Origin of the sequence: uncultured Pseudokineococcus sp. (assembly GCF_947499845.1) — a bacterium.
In the GTDB taxonomy this organism is placed as follows: Bacteria; Actinomycetota; Actinomycetes; order Actinomycetales; family Quadrisphaeraceae; genus Pseudokineococcus.
In genome coordinates this window covers 43,507-68,616 of record NZ_CANMPM010000010.1, presented here as the reverse complement: position 1 = coordinate 68,616, position 25,110 = coordinate 43,507, and the positions used below count along the sequence as shown (strand labels likewise).

Sequence of the window (25,110 nt, the reverse complement as noted above, 5' to 3'; positions counted from 1 at the left end):
CCGTGGCCGTCGTCACCCAGCACGCCGCGCGCAGCCGCCGCGGCACGGAGCTGCTGCTCCTCGTCCTCGCCGTCGGCGTGGCCGTGCTCGCCTACGGCATGGTCGGCCTCGGGGTCGACGGGGAGTGGAGCGCGGGCCTGCCGCAGTACGGCGGGGGCCTCGCCGCGCTGGCGCTCGTCGTCCACGGCGTCCTGCGGTGGCGGGCGCCCTACGCCGACCCGGTGCTCCTGCCCGTGGCGGTCGCGCTCAACGGCCTCGGGCTGGCCGTCATCCACCGGCTCGACCTCGCCGAGGGCTCCGCGCAGGCGCCGCGGCAGCTGCTGTGGTCGGCCATCGGCGTCGTCGCGGCGACCGCGGTGGTCGTGGCGCTGCGCGACCACCGGCTCCTGCGCCGGTACACCTTCGTCGCCATGGCGGCGAGCCTCGTCCTGCTGCTCCTGCCGCTGCTGCCCGTGCTCGGCCGCACGATCAACGGGGCGCGGATCTGGATCGGCGTCGGCCCGCTCTCCTTCCAGCCCGGCGAGATCGCCAAGATCACCCTGGCGGTGTTCTTCGCCGGCTACCTCGTCACGGCCCGCGACACGCTCTCCCTCGCCGGGCGCCGCGTCCTCGGGCTACGGCTGCCCCGGGGCCGCGACCTCGGGCCGATCCTCGTCGCCTGGGCCGGCAGCGTCGGCGTCCTCGTCCTCCAGCGCGACCTCGGCACGTCGCTGCTCTTCTTCGGGCTCTTCGTCGCCGTGCTCTACCTCGCGACGGAGCGGGTCAGCTGGATCGCCATCGGCCTGGTCCTCTTCGCGGGCGGCGCGTACGTCGCCTACCAGCTCTTCGGCCACGTCCAGCAGCGCGTCTCCGGCTGGCTCGACCCCTTCGACCCGGAGGTCTACGACCGCGCCGCCGGCGGCAGCTACCAGCTCGTCCAGGGCCTGTTCGGCCTCGCCAACGGCGGCCTCACGGGCACGGGTCTCGGACGGGGCCGTCCCGACATCGTCCCCTTCGCCAACAGCGACTTCGTGCTCGCGAGCCTCGGGGAGGAGCTGGGGCTCGCCGGCCTCTTCGCCGTGCTCGCGCTCTACCTCGTCCTCGTCGAGCGCGGGCTGCGGACGGCCATCGGCGTGCGCGACGGCTTCGGCAAGCTCCTCGCCGGGGGCCTCGCCTTCACCGTCGCGCTGCAGTGCTTCGTCGTCGCCGGGGGCGTCCTGCGGGTCATCCCCCTCACCGGCCTCACCATGCCGTTCCTCGCCGCCGGCGGCTCCTCCCTGCTGACGAACTGGATCATCATCGGCCTCCTGCTGCGGATCTCCGACGCCGCCCGCCGCCCCGCCCCGACGCCGGCCCCGGCGCCCCCCGGGCCCGCGACGAGCGAGACGCAGATCGTGAGGACGGTGTGAACACCCCGCTGCGCCGCCTCTCCCTCGTCGTCGCCCTCCTCTTCGCCCTGCTGCTCGGCAGCGCCACCTGGGTGCAGTTCGTCGACGCGGGCGACCTGCGCGACGACCCGCGCAACTCCCGGACGCTGCTCGCCGAGCTCGGCCGCGACCGCGGGCCCATCACCGCCGCGACGGGCGAGGTCCTCGCCGAGTCGGTGCCGGCCGAGGGGCCCATCGCCTACCGCCGCACGTACCCCGGCGACCCGTCCGCCGCGACGTGGGCGCACGTCACGGGCTTCTACTCCGTCGTCTACGGGGCCACGGGCGTCGAGGACGCCCTCGGCTCCCTGCTGGCGGGCACGGCGGACGAGCTCTTCTACCGCCGCCTGTCCGACCTCGTCACCGGCCGCGAGCCCTCCGGCGCCTCCGTCGAGCTGACGCTGCAGCCCGAGGTCCAGGAGGCCGCGGCGGCGGCCCTCGGCGACCAGCGCGGCGCCGTCGTCGCGCTCGAGCCGAGCACGGGCCGGGTGCTGGCGATGGTCTCCTCGCCGTCCTACGACCCGGGCGAGCTGGCCTCCCTCGACACCGAGGAGGTGCGCCAGGCGTACGCGCGGCTGCTCGAGGACGACACCGACCCGCTGGTCAACCGGGCCGTCGCGGGCGACCTCTACCCGCCGGGGTCGGTGTTCAAGCTCGTGACGGCCGCGGCCGCCCTCGAGACGGGCGACTACACGCCCCAGTCGGTGCTGCCGGGCCCCGCCGAGCTGCCCCTGCCCCTGACGACGATCTCGCTGCCGAACGTCAGCGGCGAGGCCTGCGGTCCCGGCGACGAGGTGTCCCTCGCCGACGCGCTGCGCATCTCGTGCAACACCGCCTTCGGATCCCTCGGCCTCACGCTCCCCGACGGCGCCGTCGCCGACGAGGCGGCCGAGCTCGGCTTCGGCCGGGCCCTGCAGGTGCCGCTGCGGGTCACGCCGAGCACGTACCCCGAGGACCTCGACGAGCCCCAGCGCGCCCTCGCGGCCATCGGCCAGGGGAGCGTGCGCGTGACCCCGCTGCAGGTGGCCATGGTGAGCGCGGCCATCGCCAACGACGGCGTGCTCATGGCGCCGCAGATGGTCGCCTCGGTCAACGCCGAGGACCTGTCCGTCGTCGACGCGCCGGAGCCCCGCGAGCTGGGCCGCGCGATGTCGGAGGACACGGCCGCGGCGCTCACGCAGATGATGGAGCTCGTCGTCCAGGACGGGACGGGCACCGCGGCGCAGATCAGCGGCGTCGACGTCGCCGGCAAGTCGGGGACGGCGGAGGTGGGCGACACGGACGGCGACGGCTCCCCGGAGGACCCGCACGCGTGGTTCACGGCCTTCGCGCCGGCGCAGGACCCGCAGGTCGCGGTCGCGGTGGTCGTGGAGAACGGTGGTGACGCCGGCAGCGAGGCCTCCGGCGGCCGGACGGCGGCGCCGATCGCGCGCCAGGTGGTGGAAGCGGTGATCGGACGATGAGGCCCTCCGCGGGTGACGTGCTCGGGCGCTACGAGCTGGTCGACCGGGTCGCGGTCGGCGGCATGGGCGAGGTGTGGGCCGCGCGCGACGAGGTCCTGGGCCGCGAGGTCGCGGTGAAGATCCTCAAGGAGGAGTTCACCGGCGACCCCGGCTTCCTCGAGCGCTTCCGCGCCGAGGCCCGCCACTCCGCGGGGCTGTCGCACCCGAACATCGCCGGCGTCTACGACTACGGCGAGGTCGAGGGCTCGGCGTACCTCGTCATGGAGCTCGTGCCCGGTGCGCCCCTGTCCGACCTCATCGCCCGCGAGGGGCCGATGGACCCGCTGCGCGCCGTGCGCGTCATGGCCCAGGCCGCCTCGGGCCTGGGCGCGGCGCACGCCGCCGGCGTCGTCCACCGCGACGTCAAGCCGGGCAACCTCCTCATCACCCCCGACGGCGACGTCAAGGTCACCGACTTCGGCATCGCCCGGGCGGGCGACCAGGCGCCCCTGACGCGCACGGGCCAGGTCATGGGGACCGCCCAGTACCTGGCGCCGGAGCAGGCGATGGGGCGGCCCGCGCTGCCCGCCAGCGACGTCTACGCCCTCGGGGTCGTGGCCCACGAGATGCTCACGGGCGAGCGGCCCTTCACGGGCGACTCGCAGGTGGCCGTCGCGATGGCGCAGGTCAACGACGCGCCGCCGCCGCTGCCCGACCACGTGCCGGACGGCGTCCGCGAGCTCGTCGAGGTCTGCCTGCGCAAGGACCCGGCGCGCCGCCCCGCCGACGGCAGCCAGCTGGCCGCCGTGGCCGCGGCCCTCGGCCGCGGCGACGAGGCCGGGGCGCACCGGGCGCTCGTCGCCGCCGGCCTGCTCGGGGGCGCGGCGGCCGCCGCGACCACCACGGCGATGCCCGCGCAGGCCCCGACGACGGCCACCCGCGTCCAGGGCCCCGTCACCCCGCCGGTGCCCGCCGCGCCCGTGCCCGGCCCGCGGCCCGGGCAGCAGGAGCCGACCTCCGGGGGCGGGCGCTCGCGCACGCCGCTCGTCGTGCTGCTCGTCCTGCTGCTCGTGGGGGCCCTCGCCGGCCTCGTCTACGTGCTCTCGCAGGGCGACGGCGCGGAGCCCGACCCGGTGCCCTCCGCCTCGCCGTCGCCCAGCGCCTCGACGCCGAGCCCCTCGCCGTCCCCCACGGAGGAGACGGTCGAGGTCGACGCGGACGACTACGTCGGTCGGCCGCTGGACGACGTGCTCAGCGAGCTGCAGGACCTCGGCTTCCGCGTCAGCTCGCGGGCGCAGGCCACGAGCCAGGAGGACGCGCTCACGGTGCTCGACGTCAGCCCCGAGGGCGACCTGTCGACCGACCAGCAGCTCGTCGTCACCTACGCGGAGACCCCGGAGACGACGCCGGCGCCCGAGCCCGAGCCGGAGGAGACGACACCGGCGCCGCAGCCCACCGCGGAGGAGACGACGCCGGCGCCCGAGCCCGCGGAGACGACACCCACCGGGGACGGCACCGCGACGGACGCCGGAGCGGCGACCCCCGGCGGCCAGGGCGGCGGCACCGGGCAGGGCACCGACACCGGTGGCAGCGGCGGCCAGGGGGACGGCGGCGGCAACGGCGGCGGCCAGGGCAACGGCCAGGGCAACAGCGGCGGCCAGGGCCAGGGCCAGGGCCAGGGCCAGGGCCAGGGCCAGGGCCAGGGCCAGGGCCAGGGCCAGGGCCAGGGCCAGGGTGCCGCCGACGGCGCCGGGGTGGAGCGCGTGTCCTCCGGCCCCGGCGCCGCGGGCCAGGACGTGGCCGCGCAGGCGCGCGAGGGGGCGCAGGGCGCGGGCGAGGAGCGGGGCCGTGGCGGCGCGGAGGCCGCGGCGCCCGGCGGCGGGCGCGGTGCCCCGGTGCGCGCCGGGGCCGGCGTCGGCGGCCCGTGACGAGCAGCGACGAGGGCGGCCGGGACCGCCGCCCGACGGGTCGGGACGAGGGGGCGCAGGAGGATGAGCCGACCGCCGCCCTGCCCGTGACCCCCTCACCGGGCGGGGCCTCGGACGCGACAGCGGACGGGACGGACGAGGCCCCGACCGAGGCCCCGAGCGGGGCGCCGACCGAGGCCCGGACCGAGGCGACGACCAGGGCTCCTCGCGTCCTCGGCGGGCGCTACGAGCTGGGGCGCGTCCTGGGTCGCGGCGGGATGGCGGTCGTCCACGAGGCGCACGACCGCCTCCTCGGGCGCCAGGTCGCCGTCAAGCTGCTGCGCAGCGACCTCGCGGAGGACGGCGAGGTGCTGGCGCGCTTCCGCCGGGAGGCGCGCTCCGTCGCCGCGCTCAACCACCCCGCGGTGGTCGGCGTCCACGACGTCGGCGAGGAGCCGGGGCGCGACGGGGGCACCACCACCCCCTTCCTCGTCATGGAGCTCGTCCGCGGCGCCACCGTGCGCGACCTGCTCGACCAGCACCGCCCTCCCGACCAGCACCGCCCTCCCGACCAGCACCGCCCTCCCGACCAGCACCACCCTTCCGACGAGCGCCGACCTCCCCCGGGCACGAGCGTCGGCGAGCACCCCTCGGCCGGTGACGGGCGGGGCGGACGGGGTGAGCGCGACGGGCGGCCCGGCGTGGACCTCGAGACGGCCGTCGCCGTCACCACCGGCGTCCTCGGCGCCCTGGCCTACAGCCACCGGGCCGGCATCGTGCACCGCGACATCAAGCCCGCGAACGTCATGCTGACGCCCGAGGGCCAGGTCAAGGTCATGGACTTCGGCATCGCGCGGGCGCTCGCGGACGCCGGCGCGACGGCCACGCACACCTCCGCCGTGCTCGGCACGGCCCAGTACCTCTCGCCCGAGCAGGCGCGCGGCCGTCCGGTGGACGCCCGCACCGACCTCTACTCGACCGGCTGCCTGCTCTACGAGCTGCTCACGGGTCGACCGCCGTTCCAGGGTGACTCCGCCGTGTCCCTCGCCTACCAGCACGTCGGCGAGGTGCCCGACCCGCCGTCGGCCCACCGCGCCGGGCTGCCCCCGGCCCTGGACCGCGTCGTGCTCCGGGCTCTCGCCAAGGAGCCGGCGGACCGCTACCCCGACGCCGAGGCCTTCCGGCGCGACCTCGAGGACGCCGCGCGCGGGCTCGACGTCGCCGGCCCGGCCGCCGTGGCGGCGGCCAGCACGACCGTCGTCCCGCCGGTGCCGCCGCCCCCTCCCCCCTCCCCGGGCCCCGTGCCGCTCCCTCCCGTGCCGCTGGGGGACGAGGAGCCGGGGAAGGAGGAGGGGCGCCGCGGCCGCCGCGCCGTCGTCGTGCTCGCCGCCCTCGTGGCCCTGGCGCTCGTCGCGCTGGCGGCGGTGCTCGTGCCCCGCCTCACCGGTGACGACCCGGCGCCCACGGCGACCGTCCCCGACGTCGTCGGCAGCACGGCCGAGGCCGCACGGGCGGCCGTCGAGCGGGCGGGGCTCGCCTACGCCGAGGAGTCGGCGCCGTCGGAGGACGTGTCCGAGGGGCGCGTGGCCGAGCAGGACCCGGGCGCGGGCGGGACGGCCGCCCGCGGGAGCACCGTCACCGTCGTCGTCTCCACCGGCCCCACGGCCGTCGCCGTCCCCGCCCTCGCCGGGCGCACGGAGGGGCAGGCGGCCTCCGACCTCGCGGCGGCGGGGCTGCGCGTCGGCGACGTCGAGCGCCGACCCGACCCGAGCGCGCCCGAGGGCGTCGTCCTCACGAGCGACCCGTCGTCCGGGGCCAGCGCCGCGCCCGGCTCCGCGGTCGACCTCGTGGTCTCCGACGGCACCGTGGAGATCGAGGACTACCGGGGGCTGCCGCAGACCGAGGCGCAGCGGGCCCTCAGCGCGCTGCAGCTGCAGTCCGAGGTCCAGTTCGCCGAGAGCGACGCCGCCGAGGGCACCGTCGTGCGGCAGGACCCCGGTGCCGGGCCCGTGCCGCAGGGCTCCACGGTCGTCCTCGTCGTCGCGACGCCCCCGCCGCCCACGCCGACGACGCCTCCCGTGCCGACGCCGACCGAGGCCCCGACGACGGCCGAGCCGACCGAGGCGCCCACGACGGCGGAGCCCACCGAGGCGCCCACGACGCCCGAGCCCACCGAGGCGCCCACGACGCCCGAGCCGACGACGCCCGAGCCCACGGCCACGCAGACCCCGCCCGGGGGCTGATCCTCAGCGGTTGCCGAGCGGCGCTCCGCCGCGCACGAGCGGCCCTCCGCCCTACCGGCGCACGAGCGGCCCTCCGCCCTACCGGCGCACGAGCGGCCCTCCGCCCTACCGGCGCACGAGCGGCCCTCCGCCCTACCGGCGCACGAGCGGCGCCATGCCCTCCGAGCGGGCGGGCGCCCCCTCGTCACCGCACACCGCGAGCCAGTTGGCGAGCAGGCGGTGGCCCCCCTGCGTCAGCACCGACTCGGGGTGGAACTGGACGCCGTAGAGCGGCGCGTCCCGGTGCTCCAGCGCCATGACGACGCCGCCCGGCGTGCGGGCGGTGACGACGAGCTCGTCGGGCACCGTCGCGTCGACGACGGCCAGGGAGTGGTACCGGGTGGCCGTGAAGGGCGCCGGCAGCCCGTCGAGGACCCCCCGGCCGCCGTGGTGCACCTCGCTCGTGCGCCCGTGCATGAGCTCCTCGGCGTGCGTGACCACGGCGCCGTGCACCTCGGCGAGCACCTGGTGGCCGAGGCAGACCCCGAGCATGGGGGTCGACGTCGCCGCGCAGGCCCGCACGAGCTCCGGGCTCGACCCGGCGTCGGCGGGCGCCCCCGGCCCGGGCGACACGAGGACGCCGTCGACCTCCCCGACCGCGGACGCGCCGACCTCGTCGTTGCGGACGACCTCGCACTCCGCGCCCAGCTGCTGCAGGTACCCGACGATGGTCCACACGAAGCTGTCGTAGTTGTCGACGACGAGGATCCTGCTCGAGGACGAGCTCATGCGGGGCGCTCCGGGGTCCGGTGTCGGGGCCGACCCGGCCGGCCCGAGCACGATGGCGGCGGGCGGCTAGGACGGTGGTCGGTCTGCCGGTGGTGGTGCGGGTGCTGCCGGCACGGGTGCGGTCATCGGTGCAGCGACCTCGACCGTCCCGCTGTTCCAGGGTACGGAGGGCGCGACCGCGGGGAACACCCACCGGAAGCAGACGGCGACGACGGCGAGCGCCAGCGCGAGCGCCAGGAGGACGCGGACCGCGGTGGGGCCCGGCAGGCGGCGCCACAGGGCGCCGTAGACGCTCACGCGGCCCCGCCGGCGAGCTCGGCCGGCGCGCCGACGGCGCGGGGCACGAAGCGGTCGAGGGCGGCGTGCTGCACGTAGCGCTCCCGGGCCGACCCGATCGGGTGGCAGGCGGTCATGGTGAGGAGCCTCTCGACGGGGACGGCCGACGGGTCGCCGGGCACGGGCGCGACGACCTCGACCCGCGAGGGCGGCACGACCTCGGCCGTCGTGGCGCGGTACACGAACCAGCCCTCCGCCGTCTCGAGCACCACGGGGTCGCCGGGGCGCAGCTCGGCGATCTCGTGGAAGGGCCGGCCGTAGGTGTTGCGGTGCCCGGCCAGCGCCACGTTGCCGACCTCGCCGGGCAGCGCCGTCCCGGGGTAGTGGCCGACGCCCGCCTGGAGGTCGTCGACGGACGTGCCCTCCACGACCGGGCGCGGGTCCCAGTCCGGGCCGAAGCGGGGCACGTGGACGAGGGCGAAGGGGGCGCCCGGGGCCGGGTCGGCGAGCGCGGGCGGGACGGCGGACGCCGCGGCGACGGGGGGCGCGGGGCGCCCGTCGGCGAGGCTGCGCCAGTCGTCGACGAGCGTCGCCGTCGTGACCGCCTGCTCGCGCCCGGCGACGACGTCGGTCCACCACAGCTGCCAGGCGGTGAAGAGCAGGACGAGGACGCCGGCCGTGACGAGCAGCTCGCCGAGGAGCGCGGCGACGACGGCCGGGACCGACGGCCGCTCCCCGGGGGTGCTGCCGCGGGAGGTCCCGCCCACCACGACGACCGCTGCCGCCACGCGCGCCCCTCCCCGCCTCCCGTGATGCCCGCCGTCCGTGAGAGGACGGGGAGCCCCGCGGGGCGCCGTCCTCACCCGGACCATCGGCACGCCGGGTCGCCCGCTGGAGCCGAGGTCCCGGCCCGGTGGGACGGCCCGACGAGCGCGGAGCCGGCGACGGGGCGGCGGGTCAGGCGCTGGGCGGCACGCTCGCGTAGGACATGCGCAGCGAGCCGCCGTAGGCCGGCAGCTCGAGGTCGTCCTCGGAGACGTCGTAGACGAGGCCGAGGTCGCGCGCGGCCGCCCGGTACAGCTGGACCTGCGCGGAGGACTCCAGGGCGGCACGCAGCTCCTCGGGGTCGCCGACGGCCTCGATGCGGTACGGCGGCGGGTAGTAGCGGCCCTGGACGCGCAGGGTGCTGCCCACGCAGCGCACCGCCGTCGTGGCGATGACGCGCTGGTCCATGACGCCCATGGCCTCGGCGCCGCCCTGCCACAGGGCGTTGACCACGGCCTGCACGTCCTGGGAGTGGACGACGGTGTCCTGCAGGGCGTAGCCGGGGGCGAGCGCCGTCTCGCGGGGCGCGTCGGCGAGGACGACGACGAGGCCCTCCCCGGTCGCGGGAGCCGTCTGGCTCGCGACGGCGAGGGCGTCCGCCGCCGCGGAGCCGGCTCCCGGGGCCTCGTCGCCCGAGAGCTCGTCGACGCCGACGCGCAGGGCCGACACCTGCTCCTCGAGGACGGCGACCCGGTGGGACTCGTCGGCGACGACGGCGCGCAGGTCCTCGTCCTCCTGGCGGAGGTCGGTGCCGTCGGCGGTGTCGGCGCTCGTGGCGAACAGCAGGCCCGCGAGGCACAGCACCGCCGTCACGGCCGCGGTGCCCGCGCGCGAGCGCGCACGGGTGCCCCGGCGCCGTCCCTCCCGTGCCCTCGCCCCCACGGCCACTAGGCTACGCACCGCTCCGCCGCCCGCGCCGGGCGCCGCGGGAGGCGACCTCCGCCACCGGGCGCGGACGCGGGGGGCGAGCACGCCACCGCACCCGACCGCAGGAGCCCCCGATGCCGGAGTCCCGAGGCCGACGACGTCGCAAGAGCGCCCCCCGCACCCCCGAGGGCGCGGCCGCGCGCACCCCGGACGGCCCCGTGGGCGGCACCCGGACGGCGCGCCCCGCCGCCCCCAACCCCCGCTGGTACGTGCCGGTGATGCTCGGCCTCATGGTCCTGGGCCTGGCGTGGATCGTCGTCTGGTACGTCACCGAGAACCGCTTCCCCGTGCCCGGCATCGGCAGCTGGAACCTCGTGGCCGGCTTCGCCATCGTCCTCGTCGGCTTCCTCATGACGACTCGCTGGCGCTGAGCCGCTCGGTGGACGGCGGGCCGTCGGCCCGCTCCTCACGACCGCAGCGCTGGCGCGACCCAGGCCGCTGAGCAGCGGAACCACACGCGTGTGCTTCGTCCCCAGGAGTTCTCCACAGTGTGGAGAACCTCGCGGTCGTCCACAGGTGGCCGCCCGACGCTGTGCTCCGGCGGCTCCGGCGGCTCCGGCGGCTCCGGTCAGCGGGTCACGGGCGGTCGGCCGCCTCGACGCCGGTGGGCCGCTGTCGTCCGCGAGCCCGACGAGGTCGGGCAGGTCAGGCGGGCCGGAGCGCACCAGCCGCCCGCCGCGCAGGCGCAGGCGACGGGCCCCCTCGGCGAGGCACCGGCGCACGAGGGGGGTCGACGCGGTCGCGGCCGGCGAGGTCCAGCCGCACGCAGGGCCGCCGATCCTCCCGGCGCCGTCGTGACCGAGCCGACACCGGCGACGAGCCGTCCCCAGGGTGGGGACGACGCCTGTGGACAGAGGGGCGGACGGGCTCCGGGAGGGCGCGTCAGCCGCGGAGCAGGGTCGCGACGACGGCGAGGGCCACCCAGAGGACGGCCAGGCCGGCCAGGCCGGCGGCCTGCGCGGCGGGCCGGCGGGGGGCGCGCACGAGCAGGGCGGCGGCCGCGGCACCGGTCGCCAGGCCCCCGAGGTGGGCCTCCCAGGCGATGCCGGGGATGACGAAGGACAGCACGAGGTTGATGCCGAGGACCACGCCGATCTGGCCGACCGGCACGCGCATGCGGCGCTGCACGACGAGCAGGGCGCCGAAGAGGCCGAAGACGGCTCCCGAGGCGCCGACGGCGAAGTTCGTCGGCGTGTCGAAGACGGCCCACACGAGCTGGAACGCCACCGACCCGCCGAAGGCGCTCAGCAGGTACAGCGCGAGGAAGCGACCGCGGCCGAGGAGCTGCTCGAGCGGGGGACCGACGACGTACAGGACGTACATGTTGAGCAGCAGGTGCAGCGGCAGCAGGCCGCCCTGGGAGTGGAGGAACGCCGAGGTGAGGTAGCGCCAGGGCTCGGCGCCCGCGACGGGCGGGAAGAAGGCCAGGTAGTTGGTGACGACGCCACGGCTGGCGACCTGCAGGACGTACACGGCCACGCAGGCACCGATGAGCGTGAGGGTGACGACGGGCCGGCCACCGCGGGCCCGCCCCCCGAGGGCGGTGCGCACGGTGGGGGCCTCGCGCCGGGCCTGCGCGACGCAGTCGACGCACTGGACGCCGACGGGGGCCTCGCGCTGGCACTCCGGGCACGTCGGGCGCCCGCAGCGCTGGCACCGGACGTAGGACTCGCGGTCGGGGTGGCGGGGGCAGACGGGCACCCCGGCGCCCCCGCCGGGGCCGTGCTGGTCGCCCGCGCCGGGCCGGTCCGGCTCGCCGGGCGCACCCGGCGAGCCGGGACCGGCGGTGCTCACGCGGAGCGCTCGACCTCGACGCTGCGCAGGACGACGTCCTCGCGCGGGCGGTCGCCGGCGCCGGTGGGCACCGCGCCCAGGGCGTCCACGACGGCGCGGGACTCGTCGTCGGCGACGGCGCCGAAGATCGTGTGCTTGCCCTGCAGCCACGTCGTGGGCGCCAGGGTGATGAAGAACTGCGAGCCGTTGGTGCCCTTGCCGCCACGGGTACCCGCGTTGGCCATGGCGAGGACGTACGGCTGCGTGAAGTCGAGACCCGGGTGGATCTCGTCGTCGAAGGTGTAGCCGGGGCCGCCGGTGCCGGTGCCCAGCGGGTCGCCGCCCTGGATCATGAAGCCGCTGATGATGCGGTGGAAGACGACGTCGGAGTACAGGGGCTCGGAGGACGGCTTCCCCGTGCGGGGGTCGCTCCACTCCTGCTCCCCGGTGGCCAGGCCCACGAAGTTCTTGACGGTCTTCGGGGCGCGGTCCTCGTAGAGCTCGACGCGGATGTCACCGACGGACGTGTGCAGGGTCGCGAACATGCGGCGATCCTCCCACGGGGGCTCGCGCGCGACGATCGCCGTCCCCGAGCGGCGCGCGGGCCGCGTGGAGGGCAGGATGATCCACCGACACGTCCGCCGTCCGCGGCGGCGGCCGGACAGGACCGACTCGAGCACCAGCGGCCGGCGCCAGCACGGCCCGCGCACCACCGCAGCCACCTGCCACCGCCCTTCCCGGCGGTGGCCCTGACCCGCAAGGAGGACCGCGTGCACTTCGGGACGAAGACCCGCAGCGAGAAGGCGGCCAAGCAGCTGCGCGACCAGACGGCCGCGCTCAAGGACCGCGTCGGCCCGGCGGCCGACTCCGCGCGCAAGAGCGCCACGAACTACGCGGGCGCGGCCCGCGACTGGGCGACGCCCCACTACGAGCGCGCCCGCGACAAGAGCCTCGAGGTCACGGCGCCGCGCGTGGCCGCGGCGGCCGGCGGGCTCGTGCCGGCGGTCGACGCCGCGCACGACAAGCTCGTCGACGACCTGCTGCCCCGCATCGTCGAGTCCCTCAACGCCGCCGCCGGCGCGGCGTCGGACAAGGTCGACGAGGCCTACAAGCCCGTCAAGGGCTCGCTGAAGAAGCAGCAGAAGTCGCTGAAGAAGGTCGAGAAGAAGGCCAAGCGCAACCAGCGCAGCGGCGGGGTCGGCAAGGTCCTCCTCGTCCTCGGCGTCCTGGGCGCGGCCGGCGGCGCGGCCTACGCCGCGTGGCGCTCCTCGCAGCCCTCGCAGGACCCGTGGGCCGCGAGCACCGGCGGCTCGGCCTACTCCGGTGCCCCCGGCGGCGCGGCCACGTCGACGAGCACCACGGCGACGAGCGGCTCGACGTCCCCGGCCGACGCCGGCGACAAGGCCCGCTCCGCGACGGCGTCCGCCACCGCCTCGGTGAAGGAGGCGGCCGACAAGGCCGCCGACCAGGCCAAGAGCGCGGCGGACAAGAGCGCGAACACCGTGAAGGAGGGCGCCGACAAGGCGTCCGGCACGGCGCAGCAGAACATCGACAAGGGCCAGGCGAAGGCCGAGGAGAAGCAGGGCGGCAGCTCGTCCTGACCCCCGGCTCCAGCCCGACCGACGGCCCGCTCCCGACCGGGGGCGGGCCGTCGTGCGTCCGCCCCCGGGCGACGTGCGGCTCCGTCGCCCCGAGGCGCACCGCCGAGCCCGACGGCGACGTGTGGCCATGTCGCCCTCACCCCGCCGAGCCCGACGGCGACGTGTGGCCACGTCGCCCCTCCGACCACCCGGGCAGGACGACGTGTGGCCATGTCGCCCCCACGAGGCGCCCTCGGAGGGCGACATGGCCACACGTCGCCGTCATAGGGCACCGGTCGGCGGACGCGGAGACAGACGTGGGCCGGCACGGTGGTGGAGGCGGCGGGCGGGACGACGAGAGCCCCGGACCGCGGGGGTCCGGGGCTCTCGTCGGGCAGCCCTCGAGGGCTCGGGGTGGAGGCGAGGGGACTCGAACCCCTAACCCCCTGCTTGCAAAGCAGGTGCGCTACCAGTTGCGCCACGCCCCCGGGGGCGACCGGCGCAGGGGCGCCAGCGGTGGGCCTAAGAGGACTTGAACCTCTGGCCTCTTCCTTATCAGGGAAGCGCTCTAACCGACTGAGCTATAGGCCCGGGACGCCGCGGCGCCACCACCCGGAGGCGGTCGCGCCGTGCAGCCGGGAGGTTACCCCAGCACCGGGGGGAGGCGCGAACGGCGGGCGCCCCACCCCTCCGCGGTCCCCGGGTGGCCGGATCGCGGTGCCCGGACCAGCCACCCCGGTCGGTCGGCGTCAGTCGTCGGTCAGCGTGACGCGGAGCCCGCCGACGAGCGCGGAGGCGACGTTGTAGACGACCGCGCCCAGGGTGGAGAGCGCCGTGAGGAGCACGACGTCGACGACGGCCAGCACGGTGGCGGCCGAGACGACCTGGGAGAAGCCCACGTACGTCGTGACGTCGACGCTGCCCGTCCCCGTGAAGTCGCCGATGACGTTGTTGACGCTGTCGTAGACCCCGACCGCGTCGAGCACCGTCCACAGGGCTGCCGCGGCCACGACGACGGCGATGCCGATGACCACCGACAGGAGGAAGGAGAGCTTCAGGACCGACCACGGGTCGATGCGCGAGACGCTCAGCCGCACCCGCCGCTGGGTGCTGCCCGCGGGGGCGCCGGCGCGGCGCCCCTCCGCCGTCGTGGCGCCCGCGCCGCCCGCCGGGCGCTGCTGGCCCGCGCGGGCCTCGCCCGGCCTGCGCTGCTCACCGCCGTCGGCGCTGCGCTCCGCGGACGTCGCGCGAGCACCTCCGGCGGTCGACTGCTGGGTCCGCGCCTCGCTCGCGCTCACGCGCCACTCCCTCGGTCGTCGTCCGCCCCGTCGTCCCCGGCGCCGTCGTCGACGTCGCTCGCGGCGTCGTCGTCGGTCCCGCCGCCGGGGCCTGCCTCGACGGCGGACGCTACGCCATCACCACCGGCCGCACCGGCGTCCCCGCGCGCGGACCCCCCGGTGTCGCCGACCTGTGACCCTCCCGTGGAGGTGCCGTCGGACGGCGCCACGCCCTCGGCGTCAGCCGCCGCGACCTCGTCCTCGATGACCCGCTCGGCGTTGCGGGCGACGGCGATGATCGCGTCGCCGTCGTCCGGCGTCGCGAAGCGGACGCCCGTCGTGTCGCGCCCGGTCGGGCGCACCTCGTCGACCCGGCTGCGCACGATGCGCCCGCGGCCCATGACGACGAGCACCTCGTCGCCGTCCTCGACGAGCAGCGCCCCCACGAGGTCGCCGCCGCGCTCGGCCAGCCGCGCCACCTTGATGCCGTACCCGCCGCGGCCCTGGACCCGGTAGGCGTCCACCGGCGTCCGCTTGGCCGTGCCGTTCTCGACGACGACGAAGACCTCGCGCCGGCTGCCCTCGGGCACGACGCCGAGCGCGAGCAGGTCGTCGTCCTCCCGGAAGCGCATGCCCGTGACGCCGGACGTCGCCCGGCCCATCGGCCGCAGCGCCTCGTCGGTCGCCGTGAAGCGCAGCGACTGCCCCTTGCGGGACACGAGGAGGAGGTCGTCGGTCGCCTCGACGAGGACGGCCGAGACCAGCTCGTCCCCGCCGACCGCCACGGCCGCGGCGCCCTCGCCGTCACCGTCCGCGTCCCCGCCGTCGGCGGCGACGTCCAGCTCCGCCGTCTGGGCGCCCCGCAGGTTGATGGCGATGAGGCCGCCGGCGCGCGGGGAGTCGTAGTCGGACAGGCGGCTCTTCTTCACGAGGCCCCGCCGCGTGGCCAGCACGAGGTAGGGGGCCTGCTCGTAGTCGCGGATGTCGAGCACCTGGGCGATCTGCTCGCCCGGCGCGAAGGCCAGGAGGTTGGCCACGTGCTGGCCCCGACCGTCCCGCGAGCCCTCGGGGAGCTCGTGCGCCTTGGCGCGGTACACCCGGCCGAGGTTCGTGAAGAAGAGCAGCCAGTGGTGCGTCGTCGTCGTGAAGAAGTGCTCGACGACGTCGTCGCCCCGCAGCGCCGTCCCGCGCACGCCCTTGCCGCCGCGCCGCTGCGAGCGGTAGGCGTCGGTGCGCGTGCGCTTGGCGTACCCGCCGCGCGTGATGGTGACGACGACCTCCTCCTCGGGGATGAGGTCCTCGGCCGACATGTCCCCGTCGAAGGGGATGATCTCGGTGCGCCGGTCGTCGCCGTACTTCTCGATGATCTCCGCGAGCTCGGCCGAGACGATGTCGCGCTGGCGCTGCGGGCTCTCGAGGATCGCCCGGAACTCGGCGATCTGGAGCTCCAGCGCCGCGAGGTCGTCGACGATCCGCTGCCGCTCCAGGGCCGCGAGGCGCCGCAGCTGCATGTCGAGGATGGCGCGGGCCTGCAGCTCGTCGATGTCGAGCAGCTCGATGAGCCCGTCGCGCGCCACCTCGACCGTCGCCGCCGCCCGGATGAGGGCGATGACCTCGTCGAGCGCGTCGAGCGCCTTGACGAGCCCGCGCAGGATGTGGGCCCGCTCCTCGGCCTGCCGCAGCCGGTAGCGCGTGCGCCGGACGATGACCTCGATCTGGTGGTCGACCCAGTGCCGCACGAAGCCGTCGAGCGAGAGCGTGCGCGGCACCCCGTCGACGAGCGCCAGCATGTTGGCGCCGAAGCTCTGCTGCAGCGCCGTGTGCTTGTACAGGTTGTTGAGGACGACCTTCGCGACGGCGTCGCGCTTGAGCACGATGACGAGCCGCTGCCCGGTGCGGCCCGACGTCTCGTCGCGGATGTCGGCGATGCCGGCCATCCGCCCGTCCCGGACGAGCTCGGCGATCTTCTGCGCCAGGTCGTCGGGGTTGACCTGGTAGGGGAGCGCCTTCACGACGAGGCACGTGCGCCCGGCGATCTCCTCGACCTCGACGACCGCCCGCATCGTGATGGACCCGCGCCCGGTGCGGTACGCGTCCTCGATGCCCCGGCGCCCCGTGATGAGCGCCCCCGTCGGGAAGTCGGGGCCCTTGATGCGCTCGAGGAGCGCCTCGAGCAGCTCCTCGCGGCTGGCCGTGGGGTTCTCGAGGAACCACTGCACACCCGACCCGACCTCGCGGAGGTTGTGCGGTGGGATGTTCGTCGCCATGCCGACGGCGATGCCGGCGCTGCCGTTGACGAGCAGGTTGGGGAACCGGCTCGGCAGGATCACCGGCTCCTCGGTGCGCCCGTCGTAGTTCGGGCCCATGTCGACCGTGTCCTGGTCGATGTCGCGGACCATCTCCATGGCCAGCGGCGCCAGACGGCACTCCGTGTACCGCATCGCCGCGGCCGGGTCGTTGCCGGGCGACCCGAAGTTCCCCTGCCCCTGCACGAGCGGGTACCGCAGCGTCCAGTCCTGCGCGAGCCGCACGAGGGTGTCGTAGATCGAGCTGTCGCCGTGAGGGTGGTACTGCCCCATGACGTCGCCGACCACGCGGCTGCACTTGTTGAACCCGCGGTCGGGCCGGTACCCGCCGTCGTACATGGCGTAGAGCACCCGCCGGTGCACGGGCTTCAGCCCGTCCCGCACCTCGGGCAGCGCGCGCCCGACGATCACGCTCATCGCGTAGTCGAGGTAGCTGCGCTGCATCTCGAGCTGCAGGTCGACCGGCTCGATGCGGTCGGTCTCCGGGCCCGGGGGCGTCGTCTCGCTCACGTCAGTCCTTCGTCGAGGAGGCGGTGCACGTGCTGGGGCACCGTCGGGGTCTGTGCTGCGGCTGGGTGCGCTGCGGTCGCCGTCGTCCGGGCGGGGGGCGTGGGGCGCACCGTCGTCGTGGCCGGGGGCGCGAGGCGGCTGCCTCCCCTCGCGCTCGGGGAGGTCACCACCCCCGTGGTCGCGTCGAGACCGCCCTCGGCGAGCCGGCCGCTCCGGCTCCCGCCCGCCGACGACGTCCGCGCCCGGTCATCCGACCGCGGCGCCGGAGCCACGAGGGAGGACGCCTGCGGCCGGGCGACGTGCACGAGCGCCGGGGGGCGGACCCGCCGGGGGCACGTCAGGCGAGCATCCGTGCTGGGCAGCAGCCCAGCGCGGGTGCGTAGCCAGTGCCCTCGGCGGGTCCGGCGCCCGGCGCCCCCAGCCGAGAGGCACCCGGCCCCGAGCAGACGTTCCACGTGAACCGGCACCGTCAGATGTCCAGGAAGCGGACGTCCTTGGCGTTGCGCTGGATGAAGGAGCGGCGCGACTCGACGTCCTCCCCCATGAGGATGCTGAAGATCTCGTCCGCGCCCGCGGCCTCGCCGATGGTGACCTGGCGGAGGGTGCGGGTGTCGGGGTCCATCGTCGTGTCCCAGAGCTCGGAGTAGTCCATCTCGCCGAGGCCCTTGTAGCGCTGGACGCCGTTGTCCTTGGGGAGGCGGCGGCCGGCGGCGATGCCCTCCTTGGTCATGGCGTCGCGCTCGCGGTCGGAGTAGACGTACTGGTGCTCGCCCTGGGTCCACTTGAGGCGGTAGAGCGGGGGCTGGGCGAGGTAGACGTGGCCGCCCTCGATGAGGGGCCGCATGTAGCGGAAGAGGAGGGTCAGCAGGAGGGTCGCGATGTGCTGGCCGTCGACGTCGGCGTCGGCCATGAGGACGACCTTGTGGTAGCGGAGCTTGGCGATGTCGAAGTCCTCGCCGATGCCGGTGCCGAAGGCCGTGATGAGGGCCTGGACCTCCTTGTTGCCGAGCGCGCGGTCGAGGCGGGCCTTCTCGACGTTGAGGATCTTGCCGCGGATGGGGAGGATCGCCTGGGTCTCGGGGTTGCGGCCGCGGACGGCGGAGCCGCCGGCGGAGTCGCCCTCGACGACGAAGATCTCCGAGCGGGCCGGGTCCTTCGACTGGCAGTCGCGGAGCTTGCCGGGCATGCCGCCGGACTCGAGCAGGCCCTTGCGGCGGGTGGCCTCGCGGGCCTTGCGGGCGGCCATGCGGGCGGCGGAGGCCTGGATGGACTTGCGGATGACCTCGCGGGCCGCGCCCGGGTTCCGCTCCAGCCAGTCGCCGAGCTCCGTGTTGACCACCTGCTGGACGAAGGTGCGGGCGATGGTGTTGCCGAGCTTCGTCTTCGTCTGGCCCTCGAACTGGGGCTCGCCGAGCTTGACGGAGATGACGGCGGTGAGGCCCTCGCGGATGTCGTCGCCCGTGAGGTTGTCGTCCTTCTCGCGCAGCAGGTTCTTCGTGCGCGCGTAGCGGTTGACGAGCGAGGTCAGCGCGGAGCGGAAGCCCTCCTCGTGGGTGCCGCCCTCGTGGGTGTTGATGGTGTTCGCGTAGGTGTGGACGCTCTCGGAGTAGGCGCCCGTCCACTGCATGGCGATCTCGACGTCGATCTGGCGCTCGGCGTCCTCGCTCTCGAAGGAGATGACCTCGTCGTGGACGACGTCGACCTTCTTCGAGGCGTTGAGGTGGGTGACGTAGTCGACGAGGCCGCCGTCGTAGCGGTAGGTGACGCCGCGGCGGGCGCCGTCGTCGGCGACGTCGGTGCCCTCGGCGCCGCTGGGCGCGTCGGGGCCGGTCTCGCCGGCCTCCTCGCCCTCGTCGGCGCCCCCGCCGTCGCCCCGCCCGTCGCGCTGGTCGGCGAGGCTGATGGTCAGGCCCTTGTTGAGGAAGGCCATCTGCTGGAAGCGGCCGCGCAGCGTCTCGTAGTCGAAGACGGTGGTCTCGAAGACCTCGTCGCTCGGCCAGAAGACGACGGTCGTGCCGGTCTCGTCGGTCTGCTCGCCGCGCTCGAGGGGAGCCTGGGGGACGCCGAGGCGGTAGCTCTGGCGCCAGACGTGGCCCTGGCGGCGGACGGCGACGTCGAGGCGCTCGGAGAGCGCGTTGACGACGGAGACGCCGACGCCGTGCAGGCCGCCGGAGACGGCGTACCCGCCGCCGCCGAACTTGCCGCCGGCGTGGAGCACGGTGAGGACGACCTCGACGGCCGAGCGGCCCTCTCCTGCGTGGACGTCGACGGGGATGCCGCGGCCGTCGTCGGTGACCGAGACGCCGCCGTCGGCGCGCAGGACGACCTCGATGTGGGAGCAGTAGCCGGCGAGCGCCTCGTCGACGGCGTTGTCGACGACCTCGTAGACGAGGTGGTGCAGACCGCGCTCGCCGGTGGAGCCGATGTACATGCCGGGGCGCTTGCGGACGGCCTCGAGGCCCTCGAGGACGGTGATGGCGTCCGCGCCGTAGCTGCCCTCGCTCACCTGGGAGGCCAGCGAGCGGGCGTCCTCGGGACGGGTGCTGGGGTCCAGGCCGTCGCCGTCCTGGCTGACGGGGGCGACGTGCTCGGCGTCGGCGACGTCGTCGCGCTCGAGCCGCTCGCGGTCCTGGACGCCCGCGTCCGGGCCGGTGGCGGCGCCCTCGTGGGCGGGGGTGCCGTGCGGGGCGGGAGCTCCCGGGGCCGACGGCGCGGCCGTGGGGTCGGTCTCCCAGGTGGGGTCGGGCGCGCCCTCAGGTCCGGTGCTCGTCACGAGGCGGGGGTCCCTCCGCGGAGTGCTGCGCAGGCGCCGGCGCGCGCGTGCGCGAGAGCCCTGCTGATCACGACGAGTCTACCCCGCGAGGAGCCGCCGTCCGGGACGCCGGACCGCGATGACGCCCCTCAGCGGCGCGCTGAGCGGGTCGGGGGCCGGTCTGGACGGGGGGTACGCGGTCGGCGCGCGCGCCCGTCGGACGGCCGAGGACGGGGACCGGGGGGACACGTCGGGGCGGGAGCGCGTGGAGGACGGCGGGCTGGTGGGACGTGCCGCTGTGAGGGCGGGTCGCCCCGCCTACCGTGGGTGCGCACCGGGCGGTCGCTGCGCCCGCCCACCGCCCCGCGCAGGAGGAGGACGCCGTGAGCCGTCCGACCGGTCCCGTCGACGGCGTCCGCCGCGCGCTCGCGACGGTCGACGGCGCGCAGCGGCGGGGCGTCGCGGTGCTGGCCGTCGTCGCCGCCGCACTCGGGGCGGCCGTCCTCGGGGTGGGCGTCGGGGCGCTGGCCGGCGGCCAGCCGGTCGGCGCGGCGCTCGCGGCGGCGCCCGCGCTGCTGCTCCTCGCCCTCGCGGGGACGGTGCTGGCCGCGCTGCGCCCACCCCCGGCGCGCCCCACCGGTGAACCCACCGGTCCTGCCGCCGGGAGCGGCCCGGTCCGCTGACCGACCCTCACCCGTAGGTGTCGCGCGGTCCTCGGCCGCCGGGCGCCCGGCGGGGCCCGCGCCGCCACGAGGGGGCGCCGGGGCCGCGGACCTGCAGCTTGACGACGACGCCGGCGCCGAGCTCCTCGTCGAGGCGGCGGGCGATGACCGGCTCGAGCAGCCGCAGCTGGGTCGCCCACGCCGTCGAGTCGGCGCGGACGACGAGGACGCCGTCCGCGAACCGCTCGGGCGTCGCGTGGGCCGCCACCTCGGGGCCGACGACCTGCTCCCACCGGCCGACGACGCCGCCGACGGCGACGGGCGCCGACCAGCCCAGCTCGCCGACGAGCCGGTCGACGCTGCGGCCCACCGTCTGGGGGTCGCGGTCGTCCGGCCCGGCGCCGGACATCGCCGTGCCGCGGCGGCGGCGCTCCTCGCGGCGCCGCTGGTCCGAGCTCTTCCCGCCGCTGCCGGGGGCCCCCGGCAGGACGCCGCGGGCGCGGGCCGCCGCCCGCGCGCGGCCCAGCGCCGCGCGCACGGCGTCCGCGGACGGGTCCGCGGAGAGCGCGGCGTCGCCGTCGGCCGGCGGGTCGGGAGGACCGCCGGGGCCCCCGGGGGGCTCGGGGGGCTCGGGCTCGCCGGGACGCTCAGCCACGCCCGTCCCTCCCACCGGGGGAGCCCTGCGCGGCGGAGCCCTCGTCGGCGGAGCCCTCCTGAGCGGCCTCCTCGGGCACGGACCCCTCGTCGGCGGCGGGACCGCCGTCGGCGACGGCGTCCTCGGCCCGTCCGCCGTCGGGCGGCAGCTGCAGGGCGCCGGCGCGCACGTGCACGCGGCGCCCGGTGAGCTGAGGGGGCACGTCCTCGGGCACGGCCGCGGTGAGGAGGACCTGCTCGGCGCCCGCCACCAGCTCGGCCAGCCGGGAGCGCCGGCGCGCGTCGAGCTCGGCGAAGACGTCGTCGAGGACGAGCACGGGCTCGCGCTCGGACGGCGTCCCCGGCCCCTCGCTGCGCAGCAGCTCGTAGGCGCCCAGCCGCAGCGCGAGCGCGTAGGACCACGACTCCCCGTGGCTGGCGTACCCCCGCGCGGGCAGCCCGCGCAGGGAGAGCACGACGTCGTCGCGGTGCGGGCCCACGAGCGTCAGCCCCCGCTCGACCTCACGGCGGCGCAACTGCTCCATCGCCTCGACGAGCTGGGCGGCCAGGACGTCCCGCGGTGCGGCGCCCGCCTCCCGGGCCGCCTCGGAGGACAGGTCCTCCTCGCCCTCGCCGCGGTGCTCGGCGAGCGAGCCGCGGTAGGCGAGCCGGACGACGTCGGCGGCGCCGCCCTCCGCCGCGGCGCCCGCGCCCGTCCCGCCGGGCGCCGTCTCCGCGACGGCGTCGTAGGCGCGCGCGACGTACGGCGCGAGCCGCGCCAGGAGGTAGCGCCGCGCGGACAGCAGGTCGGCGCCCAGGGCCGCCAGCTGGTGGTCCCACACCTCGATGCCGGGCAGCGGGCCCGCGCCGCGGCGCGCCGCGCTCGTCGCGCCCGCCGAGCGCAGCAGGGCGTTGCGCTGCTTCAGCGCCCGGTCGTACTCGGCGCGGACGCCGGCCAGGCGCGGGGCGAGGAGCACGAGGAGGTCGTCGGCGAAGCGGCGCCGGCCCTCGGGGTCGCCCTTGACGAGGGCGAGGTCCTCCGGCGCGAAGAGCACGGTGCGCAGCGTGCCGACGAGCTCGCGCGCCCGCGGCAGGGCCGAGCGCCCCAGCCGCGCCCGGTTCGCGCGCCCCGGGTTGATCTCGACCTCCGCGAGCAGCGGGCGGCCGTCGCGCACCACGCTCGCGCGCACGACCGCCCGCTCGGCGCCCGCCCGCACGAGCGGGGCGTCGTTCGCGACGCGGTGGCTCGACAGGGAGGCGACGTAGCCGAGCGCCTCGACGAGGTTCGTCTTCCCCTGGCCGTTGGGGCCGACGAGCGCCGTCACCCCGGGCTCGAGCGGGAGCTCGGCGCGCTCGTAGTTGCGGAAGTCGGCGAGCGACAGGTGCGCCACGTGCACCGCGCCGACCTCCGTCCTCCGTCCCCGTCCCCGTCCTCGTCCCGCTCCGAGGCCGCCCGTCCGGGAGGACGGGCGGCCTCGGTGGGCGAGGGCTAGGCGGAGTGGTCCACGTCCGAGCCGCCCGACGTCGGCCCGGCCTTCGCGGCGTCGGTCTCGTCCCCGGTCTCGGGCAGCTCGCTCTCGGGGGTGTCCCCGCCGCCCGAGCTCGGGCCGGCGGTGTGGACGGCGTGCCCGCCGAACTGGTTGCGCAGCGCCGCCACGGCCTTCATGGCGGGGGAGTCCGCCTGGCGCGAGGTGAAGCGGGCGAAGAGCGCCGCGGACATCACCGGCGCGGGGACGGCGTTCTCGACCGCCTCCTGGACCGTCCAGCGGCCCTCGCCCGAGTCGTCGACGTAGCCCTGCAGCTTCTCCAGCGCCGGGTCCTCCTCGAGGGCCCGCACCAGGAGGTCGAGCAGCCACGAGCGCACGACGGTGCCGCGCGTCCAGGCCTTGAAGCACCCGGTCTCGTCCGTGACGATCCCCTTGGCGAGCAGCAGCTCGAAGCCCTCGGCGTAGGCCTGCATGAGGCCGTACTCGATGCCGTTGTGGACCATCTTCGCGTAGTGGCCCGCGCCGACGAGGCCGGCGTGGACGAAGCCCTCCTCGCGGGGGCCCTCGGGACGCAGCGCGTCGAAGACGGGCATCATCCGCGCCACGTCGTCCTCGGCGCCGCCGCACATGAGGCCGTACCCGGCCTCGAGGCCCCACACGCCGCCGGAGACGCCGCAGTCGACGAACCGGACGCCCCGCGCGGCGAGCTGCTGGGCGTGCTCCTCGTCGGCCGTCCACTTGGAGTTGCCGCCGTCGACGACGAGGTCGCCCTCCTCGAGGAGGCCGGCGAGCTCGGTGATGACCGAGTGCGTGACGTCCCCGGCCGGGACCATCACCCAGACCGCGCGCGGCGTCGGCAGCGCCTCGACGAGCGCGGCCAGGCTGTCGACGTCCGTGGCGTCCGGGTCCCGGTCGTAGCCGGTGACCTGCAGGCCGGCCTCGCGCAGGCGGTCCCGCATCCCGCCGCCCATGCGCCCGAGGCCCACCATCCCCAGGTGCTGGACCGGGCTGGCGCTCCCCGTGGTCGCGCTCGTGCTCGTGTCGGTGCTCATGCCGCTCCTCCCCACCGCTCCCGCGGTGCTGCCTGGACGTCCCGGGCGGCGGCCGCCCGCGTGCGCCGGCCGCGCACGGCCCCCAGCGTGGTGCCGCGCCGCCGCTCGCGCCGCTCGGCTCCCCCGCGGGGGAGGCTCAGCCGGCCATCCGGACGGGCATGAGCAGGTACCGGTAGCCCGGGTCGTCGTCGCCCTCGGGCTCCTGCTGGCCCGTGAGGACCGCCGGCTTCGTCGGCTGGGTGAAGGACAGGCGCACGTGCGGCGTCGGCAGCGCCCCCAGCCCGTCGAGGAGGAACGCCGGGTTGAAGGCGATCTCCAGCGGCTCGCCGTCGAGCGTCGCCGGCAGGGCCTCGCTCGCCTGCGCGTCGTCCCCGGCGCCGGCCTCGAGGACCACCTGGCCCTCGGTGAAAGACAGCCGCACCGGGGTGTTGCGCTCCGCCACGAGCGACACGCGCCGCACCGCGTCGACGAGCTCCTCGCGCCCGACGACGGCGCGCACGGCCGACTCGGCCGGGAACAGCGAGCGCACCTTCGGGTACTCGCCGTCGACGAGCAGCGACGTCGTGCGCCGGCCCCCCGCCTCGAAGCCGATCATCGCCGTGCCCGTGCCGCTCGTGCCGTCGGACAGCGCGACGACGACGTCCCCCCCGCCCGAGCCGAGCGAGCGCGCCACCTCCGAGAGCGTGCGGGCGCGGACGAGCGCCGTCGTGGACGCCCCCGGCGTCGCGGGGGACCACGCCAGCTCGCGCATCGCGAGCCGGTAGCGGTCCGTGGCCAGCAGCGTCAGCCGGTCGCCCTCGATCTCCATGCGGACGCCGGTGAGGATCGGCAGCGTCTCGTCGCGGCTCGCGGCGACGACGACCTGGCCCACCGCCTGCGTCAGCACGTCGCCCGCCACCACGCCGCTGGACGCGGGCATCTCCGGCAGCGCCGGGTACTCCTCGACGGGCATCGTCAGCAGCTGGAAGCGGCTGGCGCCGCACGTCAGCGTCACCTTCGAGCCCTCGCTCACGACCTCCACCGGCCGGCTCGGCAGGCTCCGCGCGATGTCGGCCAGCAGGCGCCCCGACACGAGCGCCCGGCCCGCGTCCTCGACCTCCGCGGCCACCTCGACGCGCCCCGAGACCTCGTAGTCGAAGCCCGCGAACGACAGCGTCCCGCTCGCGTCGGCGTCGAGCACCAGACCGGCGAGCACCGGCACCGGCGGACGGGTGGGGAGGGAGCGCGCGGTCCACGTGACCGCCTCCGCGAGCACGTCGCGCTCGACCCTGAACCTCACGGCGA

The 25,110-nt window shown here is 76.6% G+C and carries 20 protein-coding genes and 2 tRNA genes; 7 read left to right on the top strand and 15 right to left on the bottom strand.

Features of this window, described 5'->3' with window-relative positions:
* Positions 1–2 precede the first annotated feature (2 nt).
* Genes Q0789_RS10895 through Q0789_RS10880 form a run of 4 tightly spaced genes read left to right on the top strand, consistent with a single transcriptional unit; the run spans position 3 to position 6,998 of the window.
* On the top strand, positions 3–1,388 hold the full coding sequence (locus Q0789_RS10895; RefSeq protein WP_298805040.1) for an FtsW/RodA/SpoVE family cell cycle protein: 1,386 nt from the start codon (positions 3–5) through the stop codon (positions 1,386–1,388).
* Positions 1,385–2,869 (top strand): penicillin-binding protein 2, encoded by a 1,485-nt coding sequence (locus Q0789_RS10890; RefSeq protein WP_298805038.1) that lies wholly within the window; start codon positions 1,385–1,387, stop codon positions 2,867–2,869. Before Q0789_RS10895 ends, Q0789_RS10890 begins: the two co-directional genes overlap by 4 nt.
* The gene (locus tag Q0789_RS10885; RefSeq protein ID WP_298805036.1) at positions 2,866–4,776 is read left to right on the top strand and encodes a serine/threonine-protein kinase; all 1,911 of its coding nucleotides are present in this window, start codon (positions 2,866–2,868) and stop codon (positions 4,774–4,776) included. Before Q0789_RS10890 ends, Q0789_RS10885 begins: the two co-directional genes overlap by 4 nt.
* A complete protein-coding gene (locus tag Q0789_RS10880; protein ID WP_298805034.1) occupies positions 4,773–6,998 on the top strand; it encodes a PASTA domain-containing protein in 2,226 nt (741 codons plus the stop codon). Before Q0789_RS10885 ends, Q0789_RS10880 begins: the two co-directional genes overlap by 4 nt.
* A gap of 132 nt (positions 6,999–7,130) precedes the next feature.
* Here Q0789_RS10880 and Q0789_RS10875 read toward each other — a convergent pair whose 3' ends face one another.
* The 4 genes from Q0789_RS10875 to Q0789_RS10860 all read right to left on the bottom strand — a co-directional run bounded on the left by Q0789_RS10875 (position 7,131) and on the right by Q0789_RS10860 (position 9,749).
* Entirely contained in the window at positions 7,131–7,766 is a 636-nt protein-coding gene (locus Q0789_RS10875) for an aminodeoxychorismate/anthranilate synthase component II (RefSeq protein WP_298805031.1), read from the bottom strand.
* Positions 7,767–7,832: 66 nt separating this feature from the next.
* Positions 7,833–8,063 (bottom strand): hypothetical protein, encoded by a 231-nt coding sequence (locus tag Q0789_RS10870; RefSeq protein WP_298805028.1) that lies wholly within the window; start codon positions 8,061–8,063, stop codon positions 7,833–7,835.
* Positions 8,060–8,830, bottom strand: a complete 771-nt coding sequence (locus Q0789_RS10865; protein WP_298805026.1) for a class E sortase — start codon at positions 8,828–8,830, stop codon at positions 8,060–8,062. Before Q0789_RS10865 ends, Q0789_RS10870 begins: the two co-directional genes overlap by 4 nt.
* Positions 8,831–8,999: 169 nt before the next feature.
* Positions 9,000–9,749: a DUF881 domain-containing protein gene (locus Q0789_RS10860; RefSeq protein ID WP_298805024.1), complete on the bottom strand. Its 750-nt coding sequence runs from the start codon at positions 9,747–9,749 to the stop codon at positions 9,000–9,002.
* Between the two features lie 119 nt (positions 9,750–9,868).
* Here Q0789_RS10860 and Q0789_RS10855 point away from each other — a divergent pair, with 119 nt between their 5' ends.
* Positions 9,869–10,165 (top strand): cell division protein CrgA, encoded by a 297-nt coding sequence (locus Q0789_RS10855; protein WP_298805022.1) that lies wholly within the window; start codon positions 9,869–9,871, stop codon positions 10,163–10,165.
* Between the two features lie 511 nt (positions 10,166–10,676).
* On the opposite strand, the gene Q0789_RS10850 is transcribed toward Q0789_RS10855, so the two are convergent.
* Positions 10,677–11,588: a rhomboid family intramembrane serine protease gene (locus tag Q0789_RS10850; RefSeq protein ID WP_298805020.1), complete on the bottom strand. Its 912-nt coding sequence runs from the start codon at positions 11,586–11,588 to the stop codon at positions 10,677–10,679.
* The gene (locus Q0789_RS10845; protein ID WP_171202352.1) at positions 11,585–12,112 is read right to left on the bottom strand and encodes a peptidylprolyl isomerase; all 528 of its coding nucleotides are present in this window, start codon (positions 12,110–12,112) and stop codon (positions 11,585–11,587) included. The genes Q0789_RS10850 and Q0789_RS10845 overlap by 4 nt, the downstream gene beginning before the upstream one ends.
* Before the next feature lie 225 nt (positions 12,113–12,337).
* Here Q0789_RS10845 and Q0789_RS10840 point away from each other — a divergent pair, with 225 nt between their 5' ends.
* Positions 12,338–13,168, top strand: a complete 831-nt coding sequence (locus tag Q0789_RS10840; RefSeq protein ID WP_298805016.1) for a hypothetical protein — start codon at positions 12,338–12,340, stop codon at positions 13,166–13,168.
* Positions 13,169–13,562: 394 nt separating this feature from the next.
* Here the strand turns inward: Q0789_RS10840 and Q0789_RS10835 are convergent.
* From Q0789_RS10835 to gyrB, 5 genes are all read right to left on the bottom strand, one after another.
* Positions 13,563–13,635 (bottom strand) — tRNA-Ala (locus Q0789_RS10835).
* 29 nt (positions 13,636–13,664) lie between these two features.
* Positions 13,665–13,738 (bottom strand) — tRNA-Ile (locus Q0789_RS10830).
* 158 nt (positions 13,739–13,896) lie between these two features.
* Entirely contained in the window at positions 13,897–14,445 is a 549-nt protein-coding gene (locus Q0789_RS10825) for a DUF3566 domain-containing protein (protein ID WP_298805014.1), read from the bottom strand.
* A complete protein-coding gene (gene gyrA / locus Q0789_RS10820; RefSeq protein WP_366917723.1) occupies positions 14,442–17,174 on the bottom strand; it encodes a DNA gyrase subunit A in 2,733 nt (910 codons plus the stop codon). The genes Q0789_RS10825 and gyrA overlap by 4 nt, the downstream gene beginning before the upstream one ends.
* A 535-nt stretch (positions 17,175–17,709) precedes the next feature.
* The gene (gene gyrB, locus Q0789_RS10815) at positions 17,710–19,758 is read right to left on the bottom strand and encodes a DNA topoisomerase (ATP-hydrolyzing) subunit B (protein ID WP_366917722.1); all 2,049 of its coding nucleotides are present in this window, start codon (positions 19,756–19,758) and stop codon (positions 17,710–17,712) included.
* Between the two features lie 617 nt (positions 19,759–20,375).
* Between gyrB and Q0789_RS10810 the strand changes: the two genes are divergently transcribed.
* Complete coding sequence (locus Q0789_RS10810; RefSeq protein ID WP_298805009.1) at positions 20,376–20,675, top strand: hypothetical protein; 300 nt, start codon at positions 20,376–20,378, stop codon at positions 20,673–20,675.
* A 7-nt stretch (positions 20,676–20,682) separates the two neighbouring features.
* Here Q0789_RS10810 and Q0789_RS10805 read toward each other — a convergent pair whose 3' ends face one another.
* The 4 genes from Q0789_RS10805 to dnaN all read right to left on the bottom strand — a co-directional run bounded on the left by Q0789_RS10805 (position 20,683) and on the right by dnaN (position 25,105).
* Positions 20,683–21,309 (bottom strand): DUF721 domain-containing protein, encoded by a 627-nt coding sequence (locus Q0789_RS10805; RefSeq protein ID WP_298805007.1) that lies wholly within the window; start codon positions 21,307–21,309, stop codon positions 20,683–20,685.
* Positions 21,302–22,684, bottom strand: coding sequence for a DNA replication/repair protein RecF (recF, locus tag Q0789_RS10800; protein ID WP_298805005.1), 1,383 nt, complete (start codon positions 22,682–22,684; stop codon positions 21,302–21,304). The genes Q0789_RS10805 and recF overlap by 8 nt, the downstream gene beginning before the upstream one ends.
* 92 nt (positions 22,685–22,776) lie before the next feature.
* On the bottom strand, positions 22,777–23,826 hold the full coding sequence (gnd, locus tag Q0789_RS10795) for a phosphogluconate dehydrogenase (NAD(+)-dependent, decarboxylating) (RefSeq protein WP_298805003.1): 1,050 nt from the start codon (positions 23,824–23,826) through the stop codon (positions 22,777–22,779).
* A 136-nt stretch (positions 23,827–23,962) separates the two neighbouring features.
* Positions 23,963–25,105, bottom strand: a complete 1,143-nt coding sequence (dnaN, locus tag Q0789_RS10790; protein ID WP_298805001.1) for a DNA polymerase III subunit beta — start codon at positions 25,103–25,105, stop codon at positions 23,963–23,965.
* Positions 25,106–25,110 lie beyond the last annotated feature (5 nt).

Bases quoted from the DNA above. Each gene is read 5' to 3' on its own strand.
- Q0789_RS10885 (WP_298805036.1), top strand. From the start codon at position 2,866: ATGAGGCCCTCCGCGGGTGACGTGCTCGGGCGCTACGAGCTGGTCGAC.
- gnd (WP_298805003.1), bottom strand. From the start codon at position 23,826: ATGAGCACCGACACGAGCACGAGCGCGACCACGGGGAGCGCCAGCCCG.
- Q0789_RS10855 (WP_298805022.1), top strand. From the start codon at position 9,869: ATGCCGGAGTCCCGAGGCCGACGACGTCGCAAGAGCGCCCCCCGCACC.
- Q0789_RS10845 (WP_171202352.1), bottom strand. From the start codon at position 12,112: ATGTTCGCGACCCTGCACACGTCCGTCGGTGACATCCGCGTCGAGCTC.
- gyrA (WP_366917723.1), bottom strand. From the start codon at position 17,174: ATGCAGCGCAGCTACCTCGACTACGCGATGAGCGTGATCGTCGGGCGC.
- Q0789_RS10875 (WP_298805031.1), bottom strand. From the start codon at position 7,766: ATGAGCTCGTCCTCGAGCAGGATCCTCGTCGTCGACAACTACGACAGC.